This is a genomic window from Paenibacillus mobilis (assembly GCF_058267595.1).
Map to the genome: position 1 here is coordinate 204,787 of NZ_JBZCMS010000007.1, position 25,573 is coordinate 230,359.

Sequence of the window (25,573 nt, forward strand, 5' to 3'; positions counted from 1 at the left end):
TTTTGTATTAGTAAAATGAACTAGAATTCCGAGGGTGGGACAGAAAATGGACAAACCTGAAAGAGGCGGATCCGCCTGGAAAACGGCTAGCATAGTCAGTTTGATAGGGGTGGATTTTGCCGTCTGTACGATGGCTGGTTTTTACGTCGGCTCATGGCTGGGCAACCTGCTCGGCAATCGCGGAATTGGAGTCGGAATCGGGGTGTTGGCTGGCATGGCCGCCGGAGTGTTCGGCGCCGTGGCTGTAATTAGAAGGATAATGAGGGAAAACGATGAATGAATTAACCAAATATCGAGTACTCGTCATCCGGATAGTTCTGATATTTTCGGCATTATGCCTGCTGATTTCCGTTATTCTTCCTGAGCATCGTGCAATCGCTCACGGTTTGATTTTAGGTTCCATCGTAAGCTGTATCAACGTTATTCATATGGCTTACAAAGTACGACTGATTATTGAGGCAGCGGTATTGGCCGCGGAGGGCAAAGGCAGCAAGAAACGCGTTGGGCTCGGGTTTGGTTTCCGGTTGGCAACATCCATTTTGGCCATTCTAGTGCCTCTTGAGTTTCCTCATTATTTTAGTGAACTTGCCGTTTTGGCCAGTCTGGTGTTTGCCCACTTCCTGCTTCAAATTCTGGGCATCATTTTCTCTATTAAAGAGGAGAGAATGAGGGATGAACTGGCCCGGAAAGAGAAAGCTAAACAACAGAGTTAGAATTCCCGACTGGGAAAGGGGTGAGAATTATGCTGCATAAGTCACCGATTATTGAATGGCATGGGCTTCACATCGACCTGTCCGTCATTCTGATGCTTGTCGTTTCCTGTCTGGTCGTGTTCCTGCTGGCTTTCATCGCTACGCGGAATTTGTCGGTCGAGAATCCGGGCAAACTTCAAAGCTTTATGGAATGGGTTGTTGATTTTGTGAAAGGGCTGATCTCAAGCACCATGGATATGAAGAAAGGAAGACCTTTCCTTTCGCTTGGGTTAACGCTCATTATGTTTATTTTTGTAAGTAACATGCTGGGATTGCCGTTCGGTATCGTAACGGAATATAACGATAAAGACGCGGCGCACATCTTTGGCAAGCCGATTGTGTCCGTCACCGAGCAATTTGATAAGCTTGAGGCTCAACAGGCTGCGAGCGGTGAGCATGAGGAAATCGAGGTGGGAGTCGCCTGGTGGAAATCGCCGACGGCCGATGCCGGGGTGTCCATGGGACTCGCGATCATGATCTTCCTGATGGTCCACTTCCTGGGCATGACGCGAAATACCAAAGGCTACTTTAAACACTACATTCAGCCTTATGTGTTTTTCCTGCCGATCAACTTGATTGAGCAATTCTCGAAAGTGCTAACGCACGGCATGCGTCTTTACGGGAACATTTTTGCGGGTGAGGTATTGATCTCCGTGCTCTTGAAGCTTACGGCTTTAGGCGTCGGCGGTTGGATCGCTTCCGTTGCGGGTCTCGTAGTATGGCAGGGCTTCAGTATCTTTGTAGGTTCCATTCAAGCGTTTGTCTTCACGATTCTGACGTTTGTGTATATTTCACAAGCTATGGAGACTCATGACGAACATTAGCGAATGGGTTGGGGCTTAAAGCAAGGGTTGTAGCGGCCGGGGATATTTGTTTGTTGGTCCTTAGCCTGATCATAGTTTTATAAAAATTGACATCTTTTAAGGAGGATTTTTTAAAATGGGAGTTATGGCATTTATCGCCGCTGCGATCGCAGTAGGCTTGGGCGCATTGGGCGCAGGTATCGGTAACGGTTTGATCGTTAGTAAAACTGTAGAAGGTATTGCTCGTCAGCCGGAAGCAAAATCCACTTTGCAAACAACTATGTTTATCGGTGTAGGTTTGGTCGAAGCCCTTCCAATCATCGGGGTAGTCCTTGCGTTCATTTTCTACGCAGCTGCTTAATAAACGGACAAGAGAGATATGGCGGGGAAGGCGAGGCCGTCCGCGCCATATCTCTTTCACCTGAATCCATCTTTAAGCTTCCGGGTCCGGAAGCTAGAATGTACCGATGACTGGAAAGGAGTGACTGGGATTGGAATTCTCATGGGAATCTCTCGTGTTTGCGTTAATAGCGTTCCTGATTCTCTACTTTTTGCTTAACAAGTATGCGTTTGGTCCTCTTTTCTCCGTAATGGAAAAACGCCGCGAGCTTGTGCTTCAGCAGGTAGAAGAAGCCAAGCAAACGCGCGAACAGGCTAATGTATATGTAGAAGAGCAGAAACAAGCGCTGCAGCAGGCACGCAAGGATGCATACGATATTATCGAGCAATCTAAGCAAACAAGCAGCAAACAAGCGGCCCAAATCATTGAGCTCGCGAAAGATGAAGCCGTACGTCTCAAAGACGAGGCTGTCCGCGATATCGAAAACGAGAAGAACAAAGCGGTCGAACAGCTTCGTTCGGAAGTGGGCGTTGCATCTGTCAAGATTGCGTCCAAGCTGCTTGAGAAAGAGGTTAAGGAAGACGGCGTGCAAGAAGAACTCGTTGACCAATACCTCAAAGAGGTCGGTGGCCGCTCATGAGCAGCAAAGTAGCGGTTGTTGCCTCCCGTTATGCCAAAGCCATTTATGAAATCGCGGCTCAGGAAGGCCGTACGCTTGAAGTCGAACAGGAACTGAAGGCGGCGGTCGAAGCATTGACGGCCGACAAAGAGATCGTCAACTTCATCGCGGCTCCTAGCATTACCGATCAGGCGAAACTGCAGGTAATCGAAACTAGCCTTTCCGGCAACCTTTCGAAACCGGTTATTTCCCTGCTCAAATTGCTGGTAGAACGCGGAAGAGTCAATGTTTTGCCAGAGCTGCTTGAAAGCTATATCCGCATCTCCGGGGAAGCGCTCGGCCTCGCTACGGCTGTGGTATATACGACTTACCCTCTGAACGAAGAAGAAAAACAAGAGGTTTCCGAACATTTCGGCACTCTTGTGAACAAGAAAATCCGCGTGGAAAACGTGGTGGATAACAGCCTGCTCGGCGGCATGAAAGTCGTCATCGGCGATACGCTTTACGACGGAAGTCTTGCCGGCAAGCTGGAACGGCTTGAGAAATCTTTTCGAAGACAAGCACTGTAGATAGGGGTGAAACACTTGAGTATCAGACCTGAGGAAATCAGCACACTGATTAAAAGTCAGATCGAACAATATAAGACGGAAATCGAAGTAGCCGAAGTCGGAACCGTTATTCAAGTCGGTGATGGTATTGCCCGTGTTCACGGACTCGAAAACGCGATGGCTAACGAGCTTCTCGAATTCGAAAACGGGGTTGTAGGCCTTGCGCTCAACCTTGAAGAAAGCAATGTAGGTGTCGTTATTCTGGGCCCTTACAGCGAAATCCGCGAAGGCGACCAAGTGAAACGCACCGGACAAATCATGCAGGTTCCTGTAGGCGAAGCTATGCTTGGCCGCGTAGTGAATCCGCTGGGTCAGCCGGTAGACGGCAAAGGCCCGATCGCGACTACGGAATTCCGTCCTGTAGAGCATAACGCTCCAGGCGTTATCGACCGTAAATCCGTACATGAGCCTATGCAAACGGGGATCAAAGCGATCGATTCCATGGTACCTATCGGCCGCGGCCAACGGGAATTGATCATCGGCGACCGCCAAACCGGTAAAACGGCTATCGCGATCGACACGATCATCAACCAAAAAGGCAACGGCGTGAAATGTATTTACGTTGCGATCGGTCAAAAACAATCCACGGTTGTAGGTGTAGTTGAAACCCTTCGCCGCCATGGCGCTTTGGACTACACAATCGTGGTAACGGCTTCGGCATCCGAGCCGTCCCCACTCTTGTACATCGCTCCTTATGCGGGCGTAACTATGGGTGAGTACTTCATGTACAAAGGCGAGCATGTCTTGATCATCTATGATGACCTTTCCAAACAAGCCGCGGCATACCGCGAATTGTCCTTGCTGCTTCGTCGTCCTCCAGGCCGCGAAGCGTTCCCTGGTGACGTATTCTATCTGCACTCCCGTTTGCTGGAACGTGCAGCGAAGCTTAGCGATGAACTTGGCGGCGGTTCCATTACAGCCCTGCCGTTTATCGAAACTCAGGCTTCCGACGTTTCCGCATACATCCCTACCAACGTGATCTCGATCACCGACGGTCAGATCTTCCTGGAGTCGGACCTGTTCTATTCCGGTCAACGTCCGGCGATCAACGTCGGTATCTCTGTATCCCGTGTAGGCGGTTCCGCGCAGATCAAAGCGATGAAGAAGGTAGCCGGTACGCTCCGTCTGGATCTTGCCCAATACCGTGAGCTTCAAGCGTTCTCCCAATTCGGTTCCGATTTGGATAAATCGACCCAAGCCCGCCTTAACCGCGGTGCCCGGATGATGGAAATCCTGAAACAAGGCGTGAACCAGCCGCTGTCTGTTGAAAAACAGGTTATCAGCTTGTACACAGCTGTTAAAGGATATCTTGACGAGATTCCGGTTGGCGACATCCGCCGTTTCGAAGCTGAATTCTTGTCCTTCGTTGAAAATCAGCATGGCGAAGTGCTACAGTCGATCCGCGATACCAAGGATCTGACCGCAGAAAACGAAACCGCGCTGAAAGACGTAATCGAGAAATTCAAAAAAGGCTTTGCAGTTAAAGCCTAATATATAAATATGCACGGGCTTTGGCGATGGCCAAAGCTTGCGTGCATACGGACCAATAAATGCTTTGGGCTTCGCTCAAAGTCAGGTTTATGCTTACGAAGTAGTTTTGGCTCTGCCAAAACTTTAAGGTGGTGAAATCATGGCAAAAGGAATCCGCGAGATTAAACGCCAGATCAAAAGCGTACAGAACACCCGTCAGATCACGAAAGCGATGGAGATGGTCGCTTCCGCTAAGCTGAGAAGAGCCCAGGAGAAAGCGCAAGCTGCCCGTCCTTATGAGGAGAAGCTCAAGGAGGTCGTGACCAGCATTGCCGCCGGTTCCCAAGGGGTCAGCCATCCGATGCTGGAGACGCGCCCTATTAAAAGAACGGCGTATATCGTGATTACTTCCGACGGCGGCCTTGTCGGCGGCTACAACTCCAATATACTTCGTAAAGTCATGGAGCGTTTGTCGCAGCATGCTTCCAAAGAAGAGTACGGATTGTTCGTAGTAGGACGAAAAGGTCGGGATTACTTCAACCGCCGCAACCTTCCGGTAGTGGAAACGGTTGTCGAGTTGTCCGACACCCCTTCATTTGCCGATATCAAGAAGATTGCGAGCGCAGCCGTTCAGGGGTTTGAAAGCGAACAGTTTGATGAAATCTACATTTGTTTTAACCGATTCATCAATCCGCTTACGCAAATTCCGACGATCGATCGTCTGCTCCCGTTCGAACGGGCGGAGAGCGGTGCCGTTAGCGGTGAATTGAAAGCATCCTACGAATACGAGCCTTCACCGGAAGGCGTTCTTGAAGTGCTGCTTCCCAAGTATGCCGAAACGCTCATTTACGGGGCGCTTCTGGAAGGTAAAGCGAGTGAGCTTGGCGCCAAGATGACGGCGATGGGATCTGCAACGAAAAACGCATCGAAGATGATCGGCGAATTGACCTTGACTTACAACCGGGCTCGTCAGGCTGCAATTACCCAGGAAATCACGGAAATTGTCGCAGGCGCAAACGCCCAGTCCTAAATTTAAAGGCTATGATGACAGTTTGCGGGAACAAGGCGCTTAGGCTGCTTATTCCGGGGCTGTCATGTGCATGAAGCCGGAATTGCACCTTAAGCAGTGCTCCGCAAACTTTGAGGAGGGAAACAAAAGATGAACAAAGGACGCGTTGTCAGCATTATGGGTCCGGTTGTCGACGTTGAATTTCAACGCGGTCAGCTTCCGGAAATTTTCAACGCTATTAGTATCCCGGGTGATGCCGCTGCCGGCCGCCCGAACGATTTGACCCTGGAGGTCTCTAACCATCTGGGCGACAATCTGGTTCGCTGTATCGCCATGTCTTCTACAGACGGATTGGTTCGCGGCGTTGAAGCCACTAACCTCGGTGCTCCGATTTCCGTGCCTGTAGGCGAAATAACATTAGGCCGCGTATTTAACGTACTTGGCGAAACGATCGATAATAAAGGACCGGCTGAAGGCGGAACTAAAAATCCGATTCACCGTCAGCCTCCTACTTTTGAAGAACTGTCCACCCAATCCGAAATCCTGGAAACAGGCATCAAGGTTATCGACTTGCTCGCTCCTTACGCTAAGGGCGGTAAAATCGGTTTGTTCGGTGGCGCGGGCGTAGGTAAAACCGTTACGATTCAGGAACTGATCAACAACATCGCGCAGGAACACGGCGGTATCTCCGTATTTGCGGGTGTTGGCGAACGGACTCGCGAAGGTAACGACTTGTACCATGAAATGTCCGATTCCGGCGTTATCAGCAAAACGGCGATGGTATTCGGTCAGATGAACGAACCGCCGGGCGCACGTCTTCGCGTAGCCTTGACGGGTCTGACTATGGCTGAATTCTTCCGCGACGAAGAAGGCCGCGACGTTCTGCTCTTCATCGACAACATCTTCCGCTTTACCCAAGCGGGTTCCGAAGTATCCGCCCTGCTCGGACGCATGCCGTCCGCGGTAGGTTACCAGCCTACTTTGGCAACAGAAATGGGTCAATTGCAAGAACGGATTACATCGACCAAAAAAGGTTCCGTTACGTCGATTCAAGCGATCTACGTGCCTGCGGATGACTATACCGACCCGGCTCCGGCGACTACTTTTGCTCACTTGGACGCCACAACGAACCTTGAACGTAAAATTTCCGAAAAAGGGATCTTCCCTGCCGTGGATCCGCTGGCTTCCAGCTCCCGGATGCTTACGCCGGAAATTGTTGGCGAAGAGCACTATAATGTAGCGCAAGGCGTTAAACAAATCCTTGCCCGCTACAGAGAACTTCAAGATATTATCGCCATCCTCGGTATGGACGAATTGTCTGAAGACGACAAATTGGTTGTTGCACGTGCTCGTAAAATCGAGCGCTTCTTGTCGCAGCCATTCCACGTTGCCGAACAGTTTACAGGTATTAAAGGTAAATATGTTCCGGTTGCGGAAACGGTTCGCAGCTTTAAAGAAATTCTGGACGGCAAACATGACGACCTTCCGGAAGCAGCCTTCATGTATGTAGGGACTATTGAAGAAGCTGTGGAGAAAGCAAAAACTCTGTAAGCTTGTAGCTGACGGAGATCCTTTGCAAATAGCCTAAGGAGTGATGAGCGTGAATACCTTTTTGCTTGAAATCGTCACACCGGAGCGCGTAGTTTTCTCCCAGCAGGTGGATAACGTCATTGTACGCGGCACAGAAGGGGAATTCGGCGTTATGGCCGGCCACGTGCCCTTGGTTACTCCTCTTCAGGTTGCGCCCATTGTAGTTAAAGCCGGCAGCAATAGAACCTCAATCGCCGTTCACGGCGGTTTTATTGAAGTGCAGAAGGAGAAAGCGATCATTCTGGCCGAAAGTGCGGAGCTTTCGCAGGATATCGATGTGGAACGCGCCAGAGCGGCTAAAGAACGGGCCGAACGCAGACTCGCTAACCGCAGCAGCAAGGACCATGTTGATCACCGCCGGGCGGAGTTGGCCCTGCAAAGAGCCGTAACCCGGATTAACGTGTCTTCGAGAAGCAAGGAATAGTAATAAGCAAAGGTCGGATCCCGTTGGGATTCGGCCTTTTTATTTTTACATAAGAAAGCAGATTCACCCCGATTTGCGGTTGAATACCGGATTATCAGCGTTTTTTGAGGGAAGGTACCGATTTAATACTGCCTTTAAAGTCCCATGTTACTTTTTGATTATCCAATGGATTCATGAAGGAGCTCTACAAGAAATCCGGACGGTTGGGGTAAACTAAATGAACCAGGATGCCGATGATAATGAATGGGACCAAATTCCAGGGATTAGAAGAAATTGAAACTATTTTTTTCATTCATAGGAATCGATTTCATATAAAGGGTTAAAAAAAATCTTTAAAAAAGACACATTGTTAACGCTTTATTACAATAAAAAACTGGATTATTACCCGTTTGGCAAGTATGATATAGAAGGTCTATTTATTTACAGGTTTATGCGGAAGACAAAGTTTTTGGTTATATTAACCGAACGACGGCTGCCGGCATAACATATCGTACACAAGGAGGAAGGGCTGGAGTGGATATAACGCTGAGTGAAATTTCGTCTTCAGCGGCAGTCAGCTCGCTTACGGCGATTATTATCAGCCTAATCTGCATCTGCATCTCCTGGTGGGCATTGCAGAATCTGAAGCTGGATCTTGTTATCAGGCATCCAAAAGGACCTCAAGGCAAGCTGCTGCAGCTTTTGCTTGCGATTGTGCTGGGTAAGTTTGTTGCCGATTTTGTGATCCAGTACCTGGGCTATACCCATATGCTGCGTTACTTGTTTTAATTTTAATGACAGTGGTTATATGTGTGTTAGGCCTCGCAAGCTCTAATTTTTTGTCGAATAACATCAAAACGAAGTGTTAACAATGGTGAATAAGGGTCTTGTTCTTTTTATGATTCATTAAAATGCCCAGTGGTTAGGGTCCTGATTCCTATGTCCTATCCCTCCGGCAAAAGTACCTTGTGCGCCTGAATTTAACAATGCTAAGATGAACTTTGTGATTTGAAATGGAGTTCCATTATGAATTTCATACCAGCGGAGCAATCCGCCAATCATGGTGAGAAAAGAGAAAATGAACGCGCGGAGGGAACCGTATGAGTAAATTTATCGTCCGCGGCGGCAATGTGTTGACCGGGAACGTTAAAGTTAGCGGAGCAAAAAACTCAGTGCTGCCGATTATCGCAGCTTCTTTATTAGGTGAAGAAGGAGTCAGCATTATTCGAGATGCTCCACCTCTTGACGATGTTAGGACGATCAGCCGAGTATTGGAGTCGTTGGGGGCTGAGGTTACATATGACCAGGAGGTTATTACCGTTGATGCCCGCCAGCTTTCTTCTTATGAAGCTCCATATGAGTGGGTCCGTAAAATGAGAGCGTCTTTTCTGGTCATGGGTCCGCTTTTGACCAGACTCGGTCATACGCGTATCTCGCTGCCAGGCGGCTGTGCGATCGGTACAAGACCGATTGACCAGCATCTCAAAGGTTTTGAGGCCATGGGGGCTAAAATTAAACTGGGGCAAGGTTTTGTTGAAGCCACCAGCGAAGGAAAGCTCCGCGGAGCAAAAATTTACCTGGATGTCGCAAGCGTCGGCGCGACTGAAAATATTATGATGGCCGCTGCTTTGGCGGAAGGCACTACCATCATTGAAAATGCCGCCAAAGAGCCGGAGATTGTCGATCTGGCCAATTACTTAAACAGCATGGGCGCGATCGTGCGCGGCGCAGGAACGGAAATGATCCGGATCGAAGGCGTCGAAAAGCTGCACGGCGTAGACCATACCGTTATTCCTGACCGCGTAGAAGCCGGTACTTATATGATTGCTGCAGCAATCACCGGCGGGGACGTGTTTGTGGAAGGCGCGATCGCCGATCACCTGAATCCGGTCATCGCGAAGCTGGAGGAAATGGGCGTTCAAATCGAGATTAAGGAAAACGGCATTCGCGTGATGGCGAAACATCCGCTGAAATCGGTAGACGTTAAAACGCTGCCGTATCCGGGATTCCCGACTGATATGCAGTCGCAGATGATGGCGCTGCTGTTGAAATCCGAAGGCACCAGCGTAGTCACCGAGACGGTATTTGAGAATCGCTTTATGCATGTGGAACAATTTTCACTGATGAACGCGCAAATTAAAGTCGAAGGACGTACGGCTATCGTTACCGGTGCTTCGAAGCTGGTCGGCGCCAAAGTGTGCGCAACGGATCTTAGAGCCGGAGCGGCCCTGATCCTTGCCGGATTGATCGCAGAAGGCACGACGGAAGTCAGCGGTACTCATCATATTGATCGCGGATATGTGAACCTGGCTGAAAAATTGTCCGGACTTGGCGCCGATATTTGGCGCATCGAGCTGGATGAGGAAGGCAAAACCTCTGAACGCAGCCGAGCTGCGGAAGAATTGCCAAAACTGAAAGTTCAAACGAGCTGGGTTTAAAGTCTTTTAGATCCGGGTCGCTTTTGGAAACCTATAAAACCGCCTCTTTGGGCGGTTTTTGCTTTTTTATTGAAGTCTCTTCGTTCAAGGAAGGAATCTTACATTTACATAGAAGAAATACGAAAGTTTTGCAGCTTGCGGAAAAGGACAGCTATAATAGAAAACAAGAAAGCGCAATCAAACATTCGAATTTCGGGAGAAGGGATGACGCAGATGGCGTTGATTCAATGTCAATTTTTTTCGGAGGTTTTGGGGCTTAGTACGCAGATGACGGTTATTCTTCCCCAGGAAACGACCCGGGAAATCGGGGTGGAAAGCGTTCGGCGCGAGGGGAAATATCCGGTGCTTTTTCTGCTGCATGGATACAGCGACGATGATACGATCTGGCTGAGACGCACGTCTATCGAACGGTATGTATCGGCACTTGGAATTGCGGTAGTTATGCCTAACGTGCACCAAAGCTTTTATAGCGATATGGAATATGGCAATCCGTATTGGACGTTTTTGTCTGAGGAGCTGCCGAGGTTGGCGGCTTCCTTTTTTCCGCTGTCAGAGCGAAGAGAAGACCGTTTTGTGGCTGGGCTGTCTATGGGCGGCTACGGAGCGGTCAAGTGGGCGCTGCGCTGCCCGGATCGTTTTGCGGCTGCGGCCAGCTTGTCCGGCGTGCTTGATCTGGCGGGTCATATGAATAATAATCCACATACGTTAAGAAGCCTACAGCTGGTGTTCGGGGACCGGAATATCGAAGGCTCGGAGGATGATACGCTTTGGCTGCTCGAAAAAACGGCGGCTTCCGGCGGGCCGAAACCCCTGATTTATCAATGCTGTGGAACGGAAGACTTTCTATATGAAGGGAACGTAAAGTTCAAAGAGCTGGCGGACCGGGTCGGTTACGAGATCACTACGGTTTTTGATCCGGGCAATCATAATTGGGAGTATTGGGACGATCATATCCAGAAGGTTCTGGAGTGGCTGCCGATTAAAAGTCGGGTGAAGGCCTAGCTTCAATTAAGCTCATCAGCTAAGTCCATTAACGCAAACGGGAATAGAAAAAAAGCAAGCGGAGCCTGGCATTAGCCGGGTTCCGTTTTTTAATTTGCTGGGAGGTTTTAGGACCAGATTCTATCTTTCTTTCAGCTTCCGGTTGAGATTAAAAGGTTCTAGCAGATACGAAAAACTCATATCTATAAGTATACTGAAAGCCGCAGCTAGAAAGGCTGATAACGGCAGCAGGTAAAGCAGCAAGAGAATGCGGTGCGGAGGTTAATAGCCGGAAATGAACAAGGACAGGGCATCTCTTACTTTTAAACTTACCGATCAGACGCAGAAAAAAGCGTTACCTGCTAGCGGGAAGCATGAAACGGAAGACGGGATTCCAGAGGAACGGCGGGAGGATCCAAGAAGCGGCACGGAAGATGTAAGGCACGTGAGCTTAGCAGGTAAGGCGGTTCAAATGAGGCATAAGGATAATATGGGCCGGATGAGGCATGCGAATCTTGCGGGCGATGCGGATAAGGCGAGCCTTGCGCGGCAAGCGGGTGGGGTGAGCAAGGCAAGCCATGTGGGGCAAGCGAATCATGCGAGCGATGAAGGTAAGGCGAGCCGCGCGTGGCAAGCGAACCTTGTGGGCGATGCGGGTGAGGTGAGCCAAGCGAGTCATGCGAGCGATGCGGGCGCGCGGCCGCTGCGCTGGCCCGCGGGCGGACGCCGGCCACCCCGCTGGGGCGGCCCGCGCCGCCGGAGGCGCCTGCGGCTGCCCTTGGCAGCCGCAGGAATTGCCGCGCTGGCTGTGCTGCTGCCAGCGCTCCTGGTGCACCGCGGCGGCGTAACCGCGCCGCAGAGCACCCCCGCGGCCGGCCAGCAGGCGCCGGCCGCTTCAGCCCCGCCCGCCGCTGCGCAGCGGGCGGACGGGCCCCCGGTGTCCGTGTACCTGACGGACACCGGGGCCGTGGAAACCCTGCCGCTCGAGCAATATGTGCTCGGCGTGCTGGCGGCGGAGATGCCGTCCGATTTCGGCATCGAAGCCTTGAAGGCCCAGGCCGTTGCCGCCCGGACCTTCATCGTCAGACGGCTCGCCGCGGGAGAGCGCAGCGGCGTCCCGGACGGCAGCGCCGATGTGACCGACACCGTCACTCATCAGGCGTACTTGTCGAAAGCGGAGCTTGCGGCCTGGAAGAAGGCCGGTAAAAGCGCCGCGCTGGAGAAGCTGCAGAAAGCGGTGGAGGACACGGCGGGAAAAATCATGACCTACGAGGGGCAGCCGATCTCGGCTTTGTTTTTCTCGGCCAGCGGCGGTTATACCGAAAATTCGGAGGATTACTGGAGCGCAAAAATTCCTTATCTCCGCAGCGTACCCAGCCCCTGGGACGCGAAAATTGATCCTTCTTATAAAGAAACCGTGCAGATTCCATTAGATGAGGTTTATAGCAAACTCGGATTAAGCGAACCTTCGCTTTCCGCCCTGGCTCAGACGGGATCCGGCCAAACGGCCGCCGCATCTCTTTTTTCAATACTGGGCCGCACACAGGGGGAGAGCATAAAAGAGATAAGAATCGGCGGCAAGCTGTTTACGGGCCGGGAGGTCAGAGAGAAGCTGGGGCTCCGGTCAAGCCGTTTTGATATAAAGGTTCAGCAGAACGAAGCTCTCATTACCACCTACGGGTACGGACACGGGGTAGGCATGAGCCAGTGGGGCGCTAACGGAATGGCTCAGGAGGGATACAGCGCCGACGAGATTTTAAAGCACTACTATACCGGGATTTCCTTCGAAACTTCTTCCAAATTTCTATAAATGAAAACTTTTGAAAAATTTACTATAAACCAAGTATAAAAGAGTTCGCCGCGGTAACACTTGTTACTGAGGTGATAAGCATATGAATGAACAAAAAAACAAACCAAACCAAGAAGAATCTCCTAAAAACCTTATAGGAGAACCGGTCGCTCCGGTATCTGCTTGGAAGAAAGCATTGTCGAAAAGATGGGTTTACCCGGCAGCCTATATGGTCGCAGCAGCTCTTATCCTAACGTTAGTTTGGGTCTATCAGGACGCCAGTCACAAGCAGGCGGCTGAAAATACCACGACTACCGTAACGGATGACGTGAGTTCGGTAGAAACAGGCGCCGAACCGGCAGCCGATCCGCAGGCCGGCCAAAAAGGCGAAGAAGCTGTAGAAACCACAGCGGTAAGCGAAGATTTTGCATGGCCGGTAGCCGACGCTTCCCAAGTAACAATTGTTAAGCCGTTTTATGATAAAGACGGTTCCACGGAAGAGCATGAAGCAGCAATGGTACAATACAAGGATGAATTTATGCCGAATACGGGAATCGACGTAGCCCGCAGCGACAACGCCGCTTTTGAAGTTCAGGCATCGCTCGGCGGCAAGGTAACGAAGGTTGAGCAGCACGCTTTGAACGGATACACCGTCGAAGTGACGAACGCCAACAACCTGAAGACCGTTTATGAAAGCTTGGCTGACGTGAAAGTGAAGCAAGGGGACGAAGTGAAGCAAGGTCAAACGATCGCATCCGCCGGTAAAAATGAAATCGGCAAAGCGCTCGGCAACCATCTCCATTTCGAGGTTTACGAAAACGGCGAAGCGGTGAATCCGGCTTCCCTGCTGCCTGACAACGGCAGCGACAATAAATAATCAGCGGTTATAAACGCCGTATGAACAGAAACCGGAGAGAGCGACTCTCCGGTTTTTCTGTTTTTCCCAAAAAAATCCGATGCTTGTACCGGCCGCTGCCGCAAACGCCAATATGCAGGACTGGCGCGGTTTTGTCCTTGTCCCAATGCGGGGCCGGATGTTTACCTCCCGATGACCTTTTTCCCTTTGCGAATCGAAGGCCGCATGAAACAAAGAATATCTAGGCCCGCCCCTCATATAATGTACCAAACTATCTCGAGTAGGGAGGCGGGAGCGTGCACGATTACATTAAGGAGCGTACCATCAAAATTGGCCGCTGCATCGTGGAGACCAAACATACGGTCAGGACGATCGCCAAGGAATTTGGCGTCTCGAAAAGCACCGTGCATAAGGATTTGACCGAGCGGCTGCCGGAAATCAATCCGGATCTTGCCGACCAGGTGAAGCACATCCTGGAATACCACAAATCAATCCGGCATTTGAGAGGGGGAGAAGCGACCAAAATCAAATATAAAAAAGGCAGCTCCAAAAATCGGGAAATCGTGACATCCGTTCAATAACCCTGAATCCCTCAAAAAAGTGTTTAAGTCTGTGGAAATTCGGGTAAAAAATAAGTTTAAACAGCAGGATGCAGCTTTTAGGATTGAATCGCTCCCCTGAAGTATGATATTTTAAAATATGGTAACAGAATGCGGAATTTTCCATGGAAAAAGCCGGATTCTCTCGAAAATCGCATAATTTTGTCGGAAAGCCGGATGATGCGAATACAGCGGAGTCTTTTTACCATATTTTTATAAAATAACGCTTTGGGGGATGCAGGTATGGGCAAGGATATCGGGATTGACCTTGGAACGGCGAATGTGCTGATACACGTAAAAGGAAAAGGAGTAGTGCTGGATGAACCGTCTGTTGTTGCTATAGAAAGCGACACCAAACGTGTCCTTGCCGTGGGTGAAGACGCCAGGCGCATGGTGGGCCGCACACCGGGCCATATTGTGGCAATCCGTCCGCTGATGGACGGCGTAATTGCCGACTTTGAAATTACGGAAACGATGTTAAAGCATTTTATCAACCGTGTCGGAGGGAAAAACTGGTACAGCCATCCCCGCATTCTCATCTGTGCGCCTACCAACATTACGTCCGTCGAGCAAAAGTCGATTCGCGAAGCGGCGGAACGCAGCGGCGCCAAAGAAGTTTTTATGGAAGCAGAACCTAAAGCTGCAGCTATTGGCGCAGGTATGGATATTTATGAACCGAGCGGCAACATGGTAGTCGATATCGGAGGAGGAACGACCGATGTGGCGGTGCTCTCCATGGGAGACATCGTCACGGCTTCCTCTATAAAAATGGCGGGGGACAAGCTCGACGACGCTATCATCCGTTATATCAAAAGCAAATACAAATTGATGATCGGCGAACGTACGGCCGAAGACATCAAGATTAACATCGGTACCGTCCATCCGGGCGGCCGGGACGCCAGCATGGACATCCGCGGCCGGGATATGGTATCCGGTCTGCCGCAGACGATCGGCATTACTTCTGCTGAAATTCAGGAAGCGCTTTGGGATTCCGTATCTTCTATCGTATCCGCAGCTAAATCCGTGTTGGAGCGCACGCCGCCGGAACTTTCCGCGGACATCATCGACAGAGGTGTCATTTTGACCGGCGGGGGAGCGCTTCTCCACGGGCTGGACGAGCTCCTGGCGAACGAGCTTCGCGTTCCCGTGCTTGTAGCTGAAGATCCGATGCATTGCGTAGTAAAAGGAACGGGAATTATGCTCGATAATTTGGACCGAGCCGTAAAGAAAAAATTTTAATAGCCGATATATAGAGAAGTACGCGTAGGATTTTGAGGCAGAATTTCGATGTAGGATTTGAAGGTTTAGGATAAGATGTCGCAGCAAGCTGCTACATAAAAAATAGATCAATGGAAATCGGAGGCTTCTTCCATGCTGAGAGGACTTTACACGGCTGCCGCCGGCATGATGACCCAGCAGCGTCTGCATGACACGGTGACCCAGAATATCGCAAACGTCAATACGACGGGCTATAAGCAAGCGAACAGCGTTGCACGTTCTTTTCCGGAGGTTTTGCTTTCGGCTGTCGGCGGTAATCAAAGAACGGTCAATCCGATCGGTAAGCTGAACACGGGCGTGTTTGCCGAGGAAAGCCTGCCTAACTTTACGCAGGGAGATCCTGAAGAAACAGGGAAAACCACGGACTTCGCGCTGGTCAATTCGCTTCAGCTTCAGAATCCGAATACCGGGCAGAATTACGTCTTTGACGCCAACGGCAAGTCCGTCCAGGAAGACGGCAGCGTCGTTTACGAGCCGCAGGCCTTTTTTACGGTTCGCGATAATGACGGCAACCAGAAATATACCCGTGACGGCGGGTTTCATGTAGATGCGGCCGGCCGCCTTTTGACCGCTCAAGGCTACGAAGTGCTGGGAGCGGATAACAATCCGATTACGGTTGACGGAGCCGTAGATCAATTAAAAGTAGACAGTCAGGGCAGAATGATAAATACGGATGGAACAACCGGACCCCAGCTTCTGATTAGCGTCGCCAATGAGCCGAATCAGCTGGTTCGGGACGGCAACGGGGTGTATGAAGCGGCGGATCCGGCTGCAGCGGGAATCAATCCGATGGCAGCGGGCGCCCAAGTGGAAGTCCGCCAGGGTTCGCTGGAGAGCTCCAACGTGGATTCCGCGCAGGCGATGGTCGATTTGATGGCGGCACAGCGCGCCTATGAAGCCAACCAGCAGGTCATCCAGTATTACGATAAAAGCTTGGACAAAGCCGTTAACGAAATAGGACGGGTATAGGAGGTGCTGCATGAATAACTCGATGATCAGCTCCATGGTGGCCTTAAACAGCCTGCAGCAGCGGCTGGATCTGCTTGCCGATAATGTTTCCAACCTGAATACGAACGGATATAAAAGCAAAGACGCTTCTTTCGAAGATACCTTGACCAGCGTGCAGCAGCAGAAGGAAGGCATGACCAAGCTTGCCGGACGCAGCACGCCGCCGGGATACAATGTCGGTTACGGAATTAAAATGTCCGGCCTCAGCCTGGATTTTACGCAGGGCTCGATTAAAGATACCGATTTGCCTACGGATCTGGCGATTAACGGCAACGCTTTGTTCCAGGTACAGACGCCGGATGGCGTCGCCTGGACGCGCACGGGCGATTTCCAGCTTCATCCGGATCCAACGGATCCTGAACAGGCTGCGCTGGTGACTAGTCAAGGGTATAATGTGCTGGATACAACCGGGCAGCCGGTTACGGTGCCGGTGAATGCCAAATTGCAAGTGGGCACCGACGGCACTTTGACGATCACCGATTCCACCGGCAGCTTCCTTTACGGCAAACTCCAGCTGGATTACGTTAACCGGCCTGAGGGACTTGTAGAGCTGAACGATAATTTGTACGGCTTGGCCAACGGAGCGGTTCAAACGGACGTGTTGTCTTCTCTCGACACTATGGCAGTGGACGATCCCCGTTTGAATTCGGTTTCCGTGCGCCAAGGGGCTTTGGAGCAGTCCAATGTGGATTTGTCCAAAGAAATGACGGATATGATGCGGGTGCAGCGCGCTTATCAGCTTTCGGCACGCGCTTTGACATCGAGCGAAGACATGATGAACATGGCGAATCACTTGCGTGGATAAGGTGGTGCTGAAATGAACGAATACACCGGACCGGAGCAGCAGGAACGGATAGACGGACCGAGACGCTCGCGGGTACAGGAAAGAAACGGGGAACAAGAACAACGCCAGGCCGAGGCTGCTGGGCTTGAACAGGAGGCTCCAAAGAAGGAACGGCGGAAACGCCGCTGGGTTTGGAGACTGGTTTGGACGCTGGTGATCCTTATTTTTCTGGCCGCGGCCGGTTTCGGCGGCGTGGTGGTAGGGTATGTATTCTTCGGTAAGCAGCCCTGGAGCGAATTGCAGGATTGGAGCACCTGGCGTCATGTTTATGACCTGGTTTTTGCTCCGTAAATACGGTTTGCCTTCATAAGATAAACGTTTTGCAGCAACCTCTGGAACTGCCGGATCAGGCGGGGCCAGAGGTTATTTTATGGAAAAAACATCCCTCTAAAGGCGGGGGCGGAGTAGACGAAGGTGGTTTCCTTTTTCATGGCGGAAAATGTATAATGGTGGGGGATTGTTATACAGCAGGCAAGGTTGGGTAAATCAAAAGGGCTGTATCCTTTATCCGGCATGCGGCCGAATTCAGGATAAGCCCCTTATCTTAACCTTCGCTTCTGCAGGGACGAAGGATAATTAAAGTATGGCCCTTTATTTTGGTTTTATGCGGGGCCCTTAAATTGAAAGGGGTAACAACCAACCATGATGGATGTACGTGAAATTCAACAAATTATTCCGCACCGCCCTCCGTTTCTTCTGGTCGACCGGATTCTGGAGATGGAGCCGGGCAAGCGGGCTGTAGGCATCAAAAACGTAACGATTAATGAACCTTTTTTTGTAGGCCATTTTCCGGACTACCCGGTGATGCCAGGCGTTTTGATTACGGAAGCTTTGGCTCAGGTGGGAGCAACCGCTATTCTGACGCTCGAAGATAATAAAGGGAAAATCGGCTTTCTTGCCGGTCTGGACGGCTTCCGTTTCCGCGGACAAGTCGTGCCTGGCGACACGCTTCGGCTGGAGGTGGAGATCATCCGCGTTAAGGGCTCCATCGGCAAAGGGAAAGCGGTAGCGAAGGTGGAAGATAAGGTAGTAGCCGAAGGCGAAATTATGTTTGCTTTGTCTTAAATGTAGAGAGACATAAATAAACCTTACCAATAGGAGGAATTGTGATGAGCGACCAATTGACCGTGCAGGACAAAGTACAAAGCTGGCTTGAGGATGTCCATATCGACGAAACGACCAAAGAGGAGCTTCGTTCGCTTGAAGGCCATGTATCCGAACTTGAGGACCGTTTTTACAAGGACCTGGAATTCGGCACAGGAGGGCTGCGCGGCGTAATCGGCGCAGGCAGCAACCGGATGAACCGTTATACGGTCGGACGGGCTACGCAAGGTTTTGCGGCCTACCTGCTGGCAAATGCCCGGGAACATGGGAATACGGCTCCTTCCGTGGTGATCGCCCATGACTCGCGCCACTTCTCTCCAGAATTTGCTTTGGAAGCCGCACTGGTGCTCGCGGGCAACAGGATTACGGCCAAGCTGTTCCGTTCGCTCCGTCCTACTCCGCAATTATCTTTTGAAGTACGCCGTTTGAACGCCGACGGAGGGATCGTGATCACAGCGAGCCATAATCCGCCGGAGTATAACGGCTATAAGGTTTACAATCAAACAGGGGGCCAGCTTGTTCCGCATGAGGCTGAACAGGTGATCGCCCGGATCCGCGAGGTAGCCTCTTTTGCCGAAGTCAAAAGATTGACCCGCGAAGAAGCGGAAGCCAAAGGGCTGCTTGTCTGGCTGGATGAAGGGGAAGACGAGGCTTTTGCAGATACGGTTGCTTCGGTCAGCGTAAACCGTGAGCTGCTCCAAGGCGGTGCGGGCAAGGACGTTGTAGTGGTTTATACGCCGCTTCACGGGACCGGCAATAAACCCGTCCGCCGCGTTTTGGACAAGCTGGGCTTTTCGCAGGTCCACATCGTGCCGGAACAGGAACAGCCGGACGCGGAATTTTCCACCGTTAAGTCGCCGAACCCGGAAGAGCGCGAAGCCTTTACGATGGCGATTGAGCTCGGCAGCAAGGTAAATGCCGATATTCTGATCGGCACGGACCCGGATGCGGACCGGATGGGCGCAGTTGTCCGGACGGCTGAAGGAAAATATGAAATTTTAACCGGTAACCAATCGGGGGCTTTGCTCGTTAATTATTTGTTGAGCCAATTGAAGGAGCAGGGCAACCTTCCGGCAAACGGAGCCGTCGTGAAGACGATCGTAACCAGCGAGCTCGGCGCGGTTATTGCCCGCCACTATGGTTTGACCGTGTTTAACACGCTCACCGGCTTCAAATATATCGGCGAGAAAATGAACGAGTTTGAGCAATCCGGCGATCATACTTTTGTTTTTGGTTATGAAGAAAGCTACGGCTATCTGGCCGGCAACTACGCCCGGGACAAGGATGCGGTGGTAGCGGCGTCATTAATTTCCGAAGCGGCGGCATACTACAAGCAGCAGGGCAAAACGCTGATGGATGCGCTTGAGGACATTTACCGCGAATTCGGTTATTACCGGGAGGCGTTGTCTTCGCTGACGATGAAAGGCAAAGACGGCGTAGCGAAAATCAATGATCTGATGACGACTTGGCGCGTAAGCCCGCCCGCTTCGGTTAACGGCGCCAAAGTCACCGAGGTGCTTGACTATTCGAAGGGCCTGGACGGCCTGCCGAAAGAAAACGTACTGAAATTCCTGCTGGAAGACGGCTCCTGGTTCTGCCTGCGTCCTTCCGGTACCGAACCTAAGATCAAATTCTATTTTGCTGTAAAAGGTTCGTCCGACGAAGACGCGAAAGCCAGACTGGCCTCGCTGCAGGAAGAGGTTTTATCCCGCGTTGAGGCGTAAGTAAGCCTTGCAAGCGGTCCGGGCGGGGACGGCCCCGCCCTTTATATGAATCCATGGAATGGACAGGCCTTTGGCCTTTCCATTTTTGGATTTTTAGCGGGAAGGATGAGGAAGTCCGAAACAGGCAGTTCGAGGGCCGATTCTCGTTCCTACTATAATGAGGAGGTTCATTCGTGCATTCAACATGGAAAAAGTGGAACAACACCACCCGCAAATGGCTGTGGATTTTGGTTGTTGTGGGATTGGTGGCCTCTCTGCCGCTCATTTACGAACGTGTAGAGACGGAAAATTCCGCAAAGCAGGTGCAGTTCGTTTTTAATTACCGCAGTTTGCTTGATATTTCGTCCTACCAGGCCAATCAGGAAACGGCTCTCTCGGATGAGCTGGACAGGCTGAAGGATGCCGGAGTGAACACGATCGCCGTGTTTGAGAGCAACCTGGACGAGCTCAAGAAGTCCCGCCGCATCATGGTGTATACTGCCCAGGATGTTGCGGAAATGAACAAAACGGCGGTTACGTCGCAAGACAATGCTACTTATATTGCTTTTACGTCTGCTGAAAATGCGGCCATTTATGCTCCGATCATTGAAGATGCATTTAAACCTTTTAATATTGAGGTAACGCCATGGAGCGTAAATAATCTGCAAGGGCTTCGGCTTAATACTTCTCCGGAGGATGCCGGGTTAAAAACGCTCCAGCCGGATCCGCAAGCGCTTGAGCTGATTCACGGTAAAGGATTTATGATTCTGCCGCGCATGAACGACAACGGTCCTTACAACCAGGAAACGGTGAATAAGGAGCTGGATTTGTTCGCAAGCTACGGCGTCAACCGGATTTTGTTCGACGGCAGTGCCGTCAAAGGTTTTGGAGACAATGCGGATAAAAACACGCTGCAGGCTTTTGCCGATGCTCTGAAACAAAGAAATATGGGCATTACGGTCATCGAAGGACTAAAACAGCAGCAGGACGGTTTTGCGAAACTCGCTTACCTGCTTGATTACAATGTGGTGAGACTGCATTCGATCAGTGACGCGGACGCGACCCAGTCCACTTCGACGTTGTCCGACCGGATTGCGCTGGCTGTGAAGGACCGGAAGATCCGGATGGTTTATTTGAACGCCTCCCCTTCCCGCAATCCGGCCAAAGCTACGATTACCGACCCGATCGACAACCTGATCCATACGCTGCAGGAACCGGGAAAGGCAATCAGCCGCGTGGAGAAAGACGGTTATCAGATCGGTACGGCCCAGGCGTTTAACGTTGTCGATCATTCCTGGGAGAAAGCGGCCAAGCTGTTTGTCGTGCTGGGAGCCGTCGCTTTTACGGCCATGATGATTTCCTTGTTCCTGCCTTCCTGGACTTTGGCCATGCTGATCCTGGGACTGATCGGAAGCGCAGGCTTGTACGTTCTGAAGCCGACCCTGCTGGAGCAGATGCTGGCGCTCGCTGCCGCGATCAGCGCGCCAACGGTGGCTACCATCTTGGCGATCCGCAAGGTAAAAGAGCTGGGTTCTGCTCATTCGGACATGAGCGTATCCCGCCGGCTTTCGCACAGCATCGTGCTGTTCATCAAATCCGCGCTGATCAGCTTAAGCGCCGTACCGTTTGTGGTCGGGCTGCTGAACAGCATCACTTATGCGCTGGTTCTGAACCAGTTCCGCGGCGTAAGCCTGCTGCATGCGGTACCGATGCTGCTGGTGGCCATTTATGTGTTCCTCTATCAAGGGAACTCCGTTTTGGCCGAGCTTCGCAAATGGCTCCGCATGCCGATTACGCTGCTGTGGGTGGTCATCGCCGGGATTGTCGGCATTGCCGGGCTGTATTACCTGTCCCGGACAGGCAACTCGGGCAGCTTGCTGCCGGGTGAAGCTGCCTTCCGGGCTTTTCTGGAAGACACGATCGGCGTCCGCCCTCGGAACAAGGAATTTTTGTTCGCTCACCCGCTGTTTATCGTCGGCGTGTTTGCGTCCCTGCGTTATCCGAAAATTTTGTACATCATGATCATCGCCGCTATCGGCCAGCTTTCCATGGTGGATACGTTCGCGCATATTCACTCGCCGTTCTTCATCTCCTTGATCCGCGGCGTTCTGGGCCTGGGCTTCGGCTTGATCTTCGGTTTGATTTTCGTACTCATTTGGCAAATCCTTGAAAGGTGCTGGAAGAAATGGTCGCCACTGCTGCTCGAAAAATAGTCCTGTCCGGCTACTACGGCTTCCGCAACAGCGGTGACGAAGCGGTGCTGCGCTCGATTTTGTCCGCGCTGGAGGAAGAAGGAACCCAAAGCGGGATAACGTTTGAGCCCATCGTGTTATCAGCCGATCCGGAATGGACAACTAAAATGTATAACGTTCGTGCCGTTCCTCGGATGAAATTATCCGAAGTCAGGAAAGCTATACAAGAAAGTGACGGATTGATCAGCGGAGGCGGCAGCCTGCTGCAGGATGCAACAGGACCTGCTTCCGTCCCCTATTATTTGGGGATCATCAAGCTGGCGCAGTGGCTCGGAAAACCTACCTTTGTTTACGCGCAGGGCATCGGGCCGGTCTATCGCAGGCTCTTTCATCGGCTGATCGCTTCGGTCTTCAAAAAGTGCCGTTACATCTCCGTCCGGGATATGGAATCCGCGGAGCTCCTCCGCACGATGGGCTTAAAAACGGAGCGGATCGAGGTTGTGCCGGATCCGGTAATGGGTATGAAGCTGCCGGAAGCCGGAGCGGCTTCGGCTTTCGGCCCGGGATCAGAACCGGCGTCTGAAGAAGAAGTGCCGGTGGTCGGCATCTCCGTCCGCTTCTGGAACAAGGAACGGGCGGAGCTTTCCGCCCTGGCTGCAGGGCTGGCCGATCTGGCCCGCCAGCGCCGCGTGCATCTGCGGTTCCTGCCGTTCCATCTGCCGTCCGACGAAGAGGCCTCCCGCTTCTGCATGGGACGGATCGGCGAACTGGACGGCACGGGCAGCGTCGTCAGCATCGCGCCTGCAACCGATAACCCGCAGGATATGCTGCGGGAGGTGGACGGCTGCTCGCTGCTGATCGGCATGAGGCTGCACAGCCTCATTTACGCCGCTTCCCGCCGCGTGCCGCTGCTGGGCATTTCCTATGATCCGAAGATCGATCATTTTCTGGCCCGGCTCGGCAGCGTCCCGGTCGGGACAAGCGATCAGCTCTCCGCAGAGAAGCTCACCGCCAAAGCGCTGCATTTTCTCGGAAACCGCGAGGAATGGCAGAAACAGCACAGCGGCCAGATCGAGCAGCTGAAGCGGGAAGCGATGCTTCCGGCGCAGCGGATCGCGGATTATTTTTTGAAAGATAAAGGGTGACAAAGGTGAATCAGAACAACTCGATTCCTACGGTGAATTTATTCGGCATCCGGGTCAGCAAGTGGGGAATGAAGGATACGGTCCGTTACTTGGAACACGCGATCGAATCGCGCCGGCCGCATCAAGTCGTTACGGCAAATCCGATTATGGTCATGGCGGCCCTGGAAGACCCTTCTTATATGGATATCATGAAAAAGGCGGAGCTGATCGTACCCGACGGCACCGGCGTCGTATGGGCGGCCGGCAAAGCCGGCAATCCGGTTCAGGAGCGCGTGGCCGGCTTTGATCTCCTGCATGAGCTGATGAAGCTGGGCGAGCAGCGGGCTTGGAAATTTTACCTGCTCGGTTCTTCGCCCGAAGTGATTCAGGCAGCAACGGAAAGGTTACAAATGCTTTATCCGGGAGTGAACATTGTCGGCTCGCGCGACGGCTATTTCAAAGCCGAACAGGATCAGGAGATCGTGGACGCGATTAAAGCGGCTGAGCCTGACGTTTTGTTCGTGGCCCGCGGGGCGGATACGCAGGAGCCTTGGATCGCCAAGTACAAGCAGCAGCTGGCTGTTCCGGTTATGATGGGTGTCGGGGGAAGCTTTGACGTCATCTCCGGACGCTCGAAAAGAGCGCCGAAATGGATGCAGAAGCTGCGTGCCGAATGGCTGTACAGGCTGATTAAGGAGCCTACCCGCTATCGCAGAATGCTTGCGCTGCCGAAATTCGCCGTAAAAGTGCTGAAGGAGAAAGAAAACCTCGGTTAAATTCGTGAAAATGGGCTAATTCGCTAGAATATCGGCCTACAATAGCTGTTTGGAGAGGTTGGTCTTTAGTTGCTTTCGGAGTATAATTCATTCCGGTAGAACAAATGGGGGTTGAAATTAACATGTTGATGATTTATATCATCGGGTTTGTGCTGACGCTTGCTTTGGCACTTGTCCTGACTCCGCTCGTTAAGAAGTTTGCTTTCTTTATTGGGGCAGTTGATAAGCCAAATGCTCGGAAGGTGCACACCACCGTTATGCCTCGACTTGGCGGACTGGGCATTTTCATCTCCGTCATGGCTGCATTGTTTGTGATCCTGCCTTTTATTCCGGATAATATCTTGTCCGCGCGGGACGAAAACTTTGTTAAAGCCTTTATGGTTGGCGGTACGATGACTATGCTTCTTGGAGCGCTTGACGACCGGTTTCAATTAAATGCGAAACTTAAATTTTTGGTGCAGATCGCGACAGCTTGCGTGGTTGTTTTTGGATTTGATATTCGACTTGAATTTGCAAATATTCCATTTCATTCTTATTCTTCCGTTGAAAGCTGGATTGCCATTCCGTTTACGATCCTTTGGATTGTAGGAGTAACGAATGCGATTAACCTGATCGACGGCCTCGACGGCCTTGCTGCGGGCGTTTCCGCCATTGCCATCGGAACTATTGCTGTTATGTCCTTTATTATCGGGAATGAAATTATAGCGGTTATCTGCTTGCTGCTGCTGGGCAGCATTATCGGTTTCCTTTATTACAACTTCCATCCTGCAAAAATCTTCATGGGCGACTCCGGCGCGCTGTTCCTGGGCTTCAGCCTGGCGCTCCTGTCCCTGCTCGGATTTAAACAAGTGGCAATCGTATCGTTCCTGACGCCGCTGATTTTGATCGGCGTGCCTCTGTCCGACACGATGTTTGCGATCGTACGCCGCTGGATGCAGAAGAAACCGATTTTCTCGCCGGACAAAGGCCATCTGCATCATTGCCTGCGCGAGCTCGGCTTCAGCCACCGTCAAACGGTGCTGATCATTTACGGCATCGCCGCTTTCTTTGGGGTTTTGGCGGTCATCCAGTCTTCGGCTGCGCTTTATTCGGCTAACTGGGTAACGTTTGTGGTGATCTGCATCATGGCCTTCTTCCTGCAAATCGGTGCGGAAGTCATCGGCCTGATCGGCAAAACCAAACGCCCGCTGCTCAACTTCCTGATGCGCCTGCGCGTCAAAGCTACAGCAGAACGCGGCTCGAAATGAGTTGAAAATGGACGAGCCTGCCGCTAAGGCAGGCTTGTGA

The 25,573-nt window shown here is 51.7% G+C and carries 26 protein-coding genes; all 26 read left to right on the forward strand.

The genetic code is table 11. The features are described 5' to 3' along the window. Positions 1-46: 46 nt before the first annotated feature. The gene (locus tag AC3ZPD_RS14855; RefSeq protein ID WP_490985056.1) at positions 47-280 is read left to right on the forward strand and encodes an AtpZ/AtpI family protein; all 234 of its coding nucleotides are present in this window, start codon (positions 47-49) and stop codon (positions 278-280) included. Then, on the forward strand, positions 273-713 hold the full coding sequence (locus AC3ZPD_RS14860; RefSeq protein ID WP_490985057.1) for an ATP synthase subunit I: 441 nt from the start codon (positions 273-275) through the stop codon (positions 711-713). The genes AC3ZPD_RS14855 and AC3ZPD_RS14860 overlap by 8 nt, the downstream gene beginning before the upstream one ends. Before the next feature lie 29 nt (positions 714-742). Further along, positions 743-1,576 (forward strand): F0F1 ATP synthase subunit A, encoded by an 834-nt coding sequence (gene atpB / locus AC3ZPD_RS14865; RefSeq protein WP_490985058.1) that lies wholly within the window; start codon positions 743-745, stop codon positions 1,574-1,576. Positions 1,577-1,691: 115 nt separating this feature from the next. After that, positions 1,692-1,916, forward strand: coding sequence for a F0F1 ATP synthase subunit C (atpE, locus tag AC3ZPD_RS14870; RefSeq protein ID WP_068698517.1), 225 nt, complete (start codon positions 1,692-1,694; stop codon positions 1,914-1,916). A gap of 130 nt (positions 1,917-2,046) precedes the next feature. Beyond that, positions 2,047-2,535: a F0F1 ATP synthase subunit B gene (gene atpF, locus AC3ZPD_RS14875; protein WP_490985059.1), complete on the forward strand. Its 489-nt coding sequence runs from the start codon at positions 2,047-2,049 to the stop codon at positions 2,533-2,535. Continuing rightward, the gene (locus AC3ZPD_RS14880) at positions 2,532-3,083 is read left to right on the forward strand and encodes a F0F1 ATP synthase subunit delta (RefSeq protein WP_490985060.1); all 552 of its coding nucleotides are present in this window, start codon (positions 2,532-2,534) and stop codon (positions 3,081-3,083) included. The genes atpF and AC3ZPD_RS14880 overlap by 4 nt, the downstream gene beginning before the upstream one ends. Before the next feature lie 15 nt (positions 3,084-3,098). After that, a complete protein-coding gene (gene atpA / locus AC3ZPD_RS14885; protein ID WP_490985061.1) occupies positions 3,099-4,613 on the forward strand; it encodes a F0F1 ATP synthase subunit alpha in 1,515 nt (504 codons plus the stop codon). Between the two features lie 139 nt (positions 4,614-4,752). Continuing rightward, entirely contained in the window at positions 4,753-5,622 is an 870-nt protein-coding gene (atpG, locus tag AC3ZPD_RS14890) for an ATP synthase F1 subunit gamma (RefSeq protein ID WP_490985062.1), read from the forward strand. Between the two features lie 129 nt (positions 5,623-5,751). Continuing rightward, positions 5,752-7,152 carry a F0F1 ATP synthase subunit beta gene (gene atpD / locus AC3ZPD_RS14895; RefSeq protein ID WP_490985063.1) on the forward strand — a complete coding sequence of 467 codons (1,401 nt, stop codon included), beginning with the start codon at positions 5,752-5,754 and terminating at the stop codon, positions 7,150-7,152. A gap of 49 nt (positions 7,153-7,201) precedes the next feature. After that, complete coding sequence (locus AC3ZPD_RS14900; protein ID WP_490985064.1) at positions 7,202-7,615, forward strand: F0F1 ATP synthase subunit epsilon; 414 nt, start codon at positions 7,202-7,204, stop codon at positions 7,613-7,615. A gap of 513 nt (positions 7,616-8,128) precedes the next feature. Beyond that, a complete protein-coding gene (locus AC3ZPD_RS14905) occupies positions 8,129-8,383 on the forward strand; it encodes a DUF1146 family protein (RefSeq protein WP_490985065.1) in 255 nt (84 codons plus the stop codon). A gap of 311 nt (positions 8,384-8,694) precedes the next feature. Beyond that, a complete protein-coding gene (gene murA, locus AC3ZPD_RS14910) occupies positions 8,695-10,032 on the forward strand; it encodes a UDP-N-acetylglucosamine 1-carboxyvinyltransferase (RefSeq protein ID WP_490985066.1) in 1,338 nt (445 codons plus the stop codon). A gap of 213 nt (positions 10,033-10,245) precedes the next feature. Next, positions 10,246-11,034, forward strand: a complete 789-nt coding sequence (locus AC3ZPD_RS14915; RefSeq protein ID WP_490985067.1) for an alpha/beta hydrolase — start codon at positions 10,246-10,248, stop codon at positions 11,032-11,034. A gap of 274 nt (positions 11,035-11,308) precedes the next feature. Continuing rightward, on the forward strand, positions 11,309-12,823 hold the full coding sequence (gene spoIID, locus AC3ZPD_RS14920) for a stage II sporulation protein D (RefSeq protein WP_490985068.1): 1,515 nt from the start codon (positions 11,309-11,311) through the stop codon (positions 12,821-12,823). An 82-nt stretch (positions 12,824-12,905) separates the two neighbouring features. After that, on the forward strand, positions 12,906-13,679 hold the full coding sequence (locus tag AC3ZPD_RS14925; protein ID WP_490985069.1) for a peptidoglycan DD-metalloendopeptidase family protein: 774 nt from the start codon (positions 12,906-12,908) through the stop codon (positions 13,677-13,679). A 275-nt stretch (positions 13,680-13,954) separates the two neighbouring features. After that, positions 13,955-14,239, forward strand: coding sequence for a sporulation transcriptional regulator SpoIIID (gene spoIIID, locus AC3ZPD_RS14930; protein WP_068698498.1), 285 nt, complete (start codon positions 13,955-13,957; stop codon positions 14,237-14,239). Between the two features lie 261 nt (positions 14,240-14,500). After that, positions 14,501-15,496, forward strand: coding sequence for a rod shape-determining protein (locus AC3ZPD_RS14935; protein WP_490985070.1), 996 nt, complete (start codon positions 14,501-14,503; stop codon positions 15,494-15,496). Between the two features lie 132 nt (positions 15,497-15,628). Next, on the forward strand, positions 15,629-16,504 hold the full coding sequence (locus AC3ZPD_RS14940) for a flagellar hook-basal body protein (RefSeq protein WP_490985071.1): 876 nt from the start codon (positions 15,629-15,631) through the stop codon (positions 16,502-16,504). A gap of 10 nt (positions 16,505-16,514) precedes the next feature. After that, positions 16,515-17,348, forward strand: a complete 834-nt coding sequence (locus tag AC3ZPD_RS14945; protein WP_490985072.1) for a flagellar hook-basal body protein — start codon at positions 16,515-16,517, stop codon at positions 17,346-17,348. A gap of 12 nt (positions 17,349-17,360) precedes the next feature. Further along, entirely contained in the window at positions 17,361-17,678 is a 318-nt protein-coding gene (locus AC3ZPD_RS14950; RefSeq protein WP_490985073.1) for a DNA-directed RNA polymerase subunit beta, read from the forward strand. 351 nt (positions 17,679-18,029) lie between these two features. Beyond that, positions 18,030-18,452, forward strand: coding sequence for a 3-hydroxyacyl-ACP dehydratase FabZ (fabZ, locus tag AC3ZPD_RS14955; protein ID WP_490985074.1), 423 nt, complete (start codon positions 18,030-18,032; stop codon positions 18,450-18,452). Between the two features lie 44 nt (positions 18,453-18,496). Continuing rightward, positions 18,497-20,215 carry a phospho-sugar mutase gene (locus tag AC3ZPD_RS14960; protein WP_490985075.1) on the forward strand — a complete coding sequence of 573 codons (1,719 nt, stop codon included), beginning with the start codon at positions 18,497-18,499 and terminating at the stop codon, positions 20,213-20,215. Positions 20,216-20,388: 173 nt separating this feature from the next. Continuing rightward, positions 20,389-22,407 carry a DUF5693 family protein gene (locus AC3ZPD_RS14965; RefSeq protein WP_490985076.1) on the forward strand — a complete coding sequence of 673 codons (2,019 nt, stop codon included), beginning with the start codon at positions 20,389-20,391 and terminating at the stop codon, positions 22,405-22,407. After that, the gene (gene csaB / locus AC3ZPD_RS14970; protein ID WP_490985077.1) at positions 22,380-23,531 is read left to right on the forward strand and encodes a polysaccharide pyruvyl transferase CsaB; all 1,152 of its coding nucleotides are present in this window, start codon (positions 22,380-22,382) and stop codon (positions 23,529-23,531) included. Before AC3ZPD_RS14965 ends, csaB begins: the two co-directional genes overlap by 28 nt. Positions 23,532-23,536: 5 nt before the next feature. After that, positions 23,537-24,286 (forward strand): WecB/TagA/CpsF family glycosyltransferase, encoded by a 750-nt coding sequence (locus AC3ZPD_RS14975; protein WP_490985078.1) that lies wholly within the window; start codon positions 23,537-23,539, stop codon positions 24,284-24,286. A 122-nt stretch (positions 24,287-24,408) separates the two neighbouring features. Beyond that, complete coding sequence (locus AC3ZPD_RS14980) at positions 24,409-25,533, forward strand: MraY family glycosyltransferase (protein WP_490985079.1); 1,125 nt, start codon at positions 24,409-24,411, stop codon at positions 25,531-25,533. The last annotated feature ends 40 nt before the right edge of the window (positions 25,534-25,573 follow it).

Bases quoted from the DNA above. Each gene is read 5' to 3' on its own strand.
- murA (WP_490985066.1), top strand. From the start codon at position 8,695: ATGAGTAAATTTATCGTCCGCGGCGGCAATGTGTTGACCGGGAACGTT.
- fabZ (WP_490985074.1), top strand. From the start codon at position 18,030: ATGATGGATGTACGTGAAATTCAACAAATTATTCCGCACCGCCCTCCG.
- spoIID (WP_490985068.1), top strand. From the start codon at position 11,309: ATGAACAAGGACAGGGCATCTCTTACTTTTAAACTTACCGATCAGACG.
- AC3ZPD_RS14855 (WP_490985056.1), top strand. From the start codon at position 47: ATGGACAAACCTGAAAGAGGCGGATCCGCCTGGAAAACGGCTAGCATA.
- atpG (WP_490985062.1), top strand. From the start codon at position 4,753: ATGGCAAAAGGAATCCGCGAGATTAAACGCCAGATCAAAAGCGTACAG.
- AC3ZPD_RS14940 (WP_490985071.1), top strand. From the start codon at position 15,629: ATGCTGAGAGGACTTTACACGGCTGCCGCCGGCATGATGACCCAGCAG.
- atpB (WP_490985058.1), top strand. From the start codon at position 743: ATGCTGCATAAGTCACCGATTATTGAATGGCATGGGCTTCACATCGAC.
- AC3ZPD_RS14925 (WP_490985069.1), top strand. From the start codon at position 12,906: ATGAATGAACAAAAAAACAAACCAAACCAAGAAGAATCTCCTAAAAAC.
- AC3ZPD_RS14860 (WP_490985057.1), top strand. From the start codon at position 273: ATGAATGAATTAACCAAATATCGAGTACTCGTCATCCGGATAGTTCTG.
- atpD (WP_490985063.1), top strand. From the start codon at position 5,752: ATGAACAAAGGACGCGTTGTCAGCATTATGGGTCCGGTTGTCGACGTT.
- AC3ZPD_RS14880 (WP_490985060.1), top strand. From the start codon at position 2,532: ATGAGCAGCAAAGTAGCGGTTGTTGCCTCCCGTTATGCCAAAGCCATT.
- AC3ZPD_RS14980 (WP_490985079.1), top strand. From the start codon at position 24,409: ATGTTGATGATTTATATCATCGGGTTTGTGCTGACGCTTGCTTTGGCA.
- AC3ZPD_RS14915 (WP_490985067.1), top strand. From the start codon at position 10,246: ATGGCGTTGATTCAATGTCAATTTTTTTCGGAGGTTTTGGGGCTTAGT.
- AC3ZPD_RS14950 (WP_490985073.1), top strand. From the start codon at position 17,361: ATGAACGAATACACCGGACCGGAGCAGCAGGAACGGATAGACGGACCG.
- AC3ZPD_RS14935 (WP_490985070.1), top strand. From the start codon at position 14,501: ATGGGCAAGGATATCGGGATTGACCTTGGAACGGCGAATGTGCTGATA.
- csaB (WP_490985077.1), top strand. From the start codon at position 22,380: ATGGTCGCCACTGCTGCTCGAAAAATAGTCCTGTCCGGCTACTACGGC.
- AC3ZPD_RS14945 (WP_490985072.1), top strand. From the start codon at position 16,515: ATGAATAACTCGATGATCAGCTCCATGGTGGCCTTAAACAGCCTGCAG.
- AC3ZPD_RS14960 (WP_490985075.1), top strand. From the start codon at position 18,497: ATGAGCGACCAATTGACCGTGCAGGACAAAGTACAAAGCTGGCTTGAG.
- atpE (WP_068698517.1), top strand. From the start codon at position 1,692: ATGGGAGTTATGGCATTTATCGCCGCTGCGATCGCAGTAGGCTTGGGC.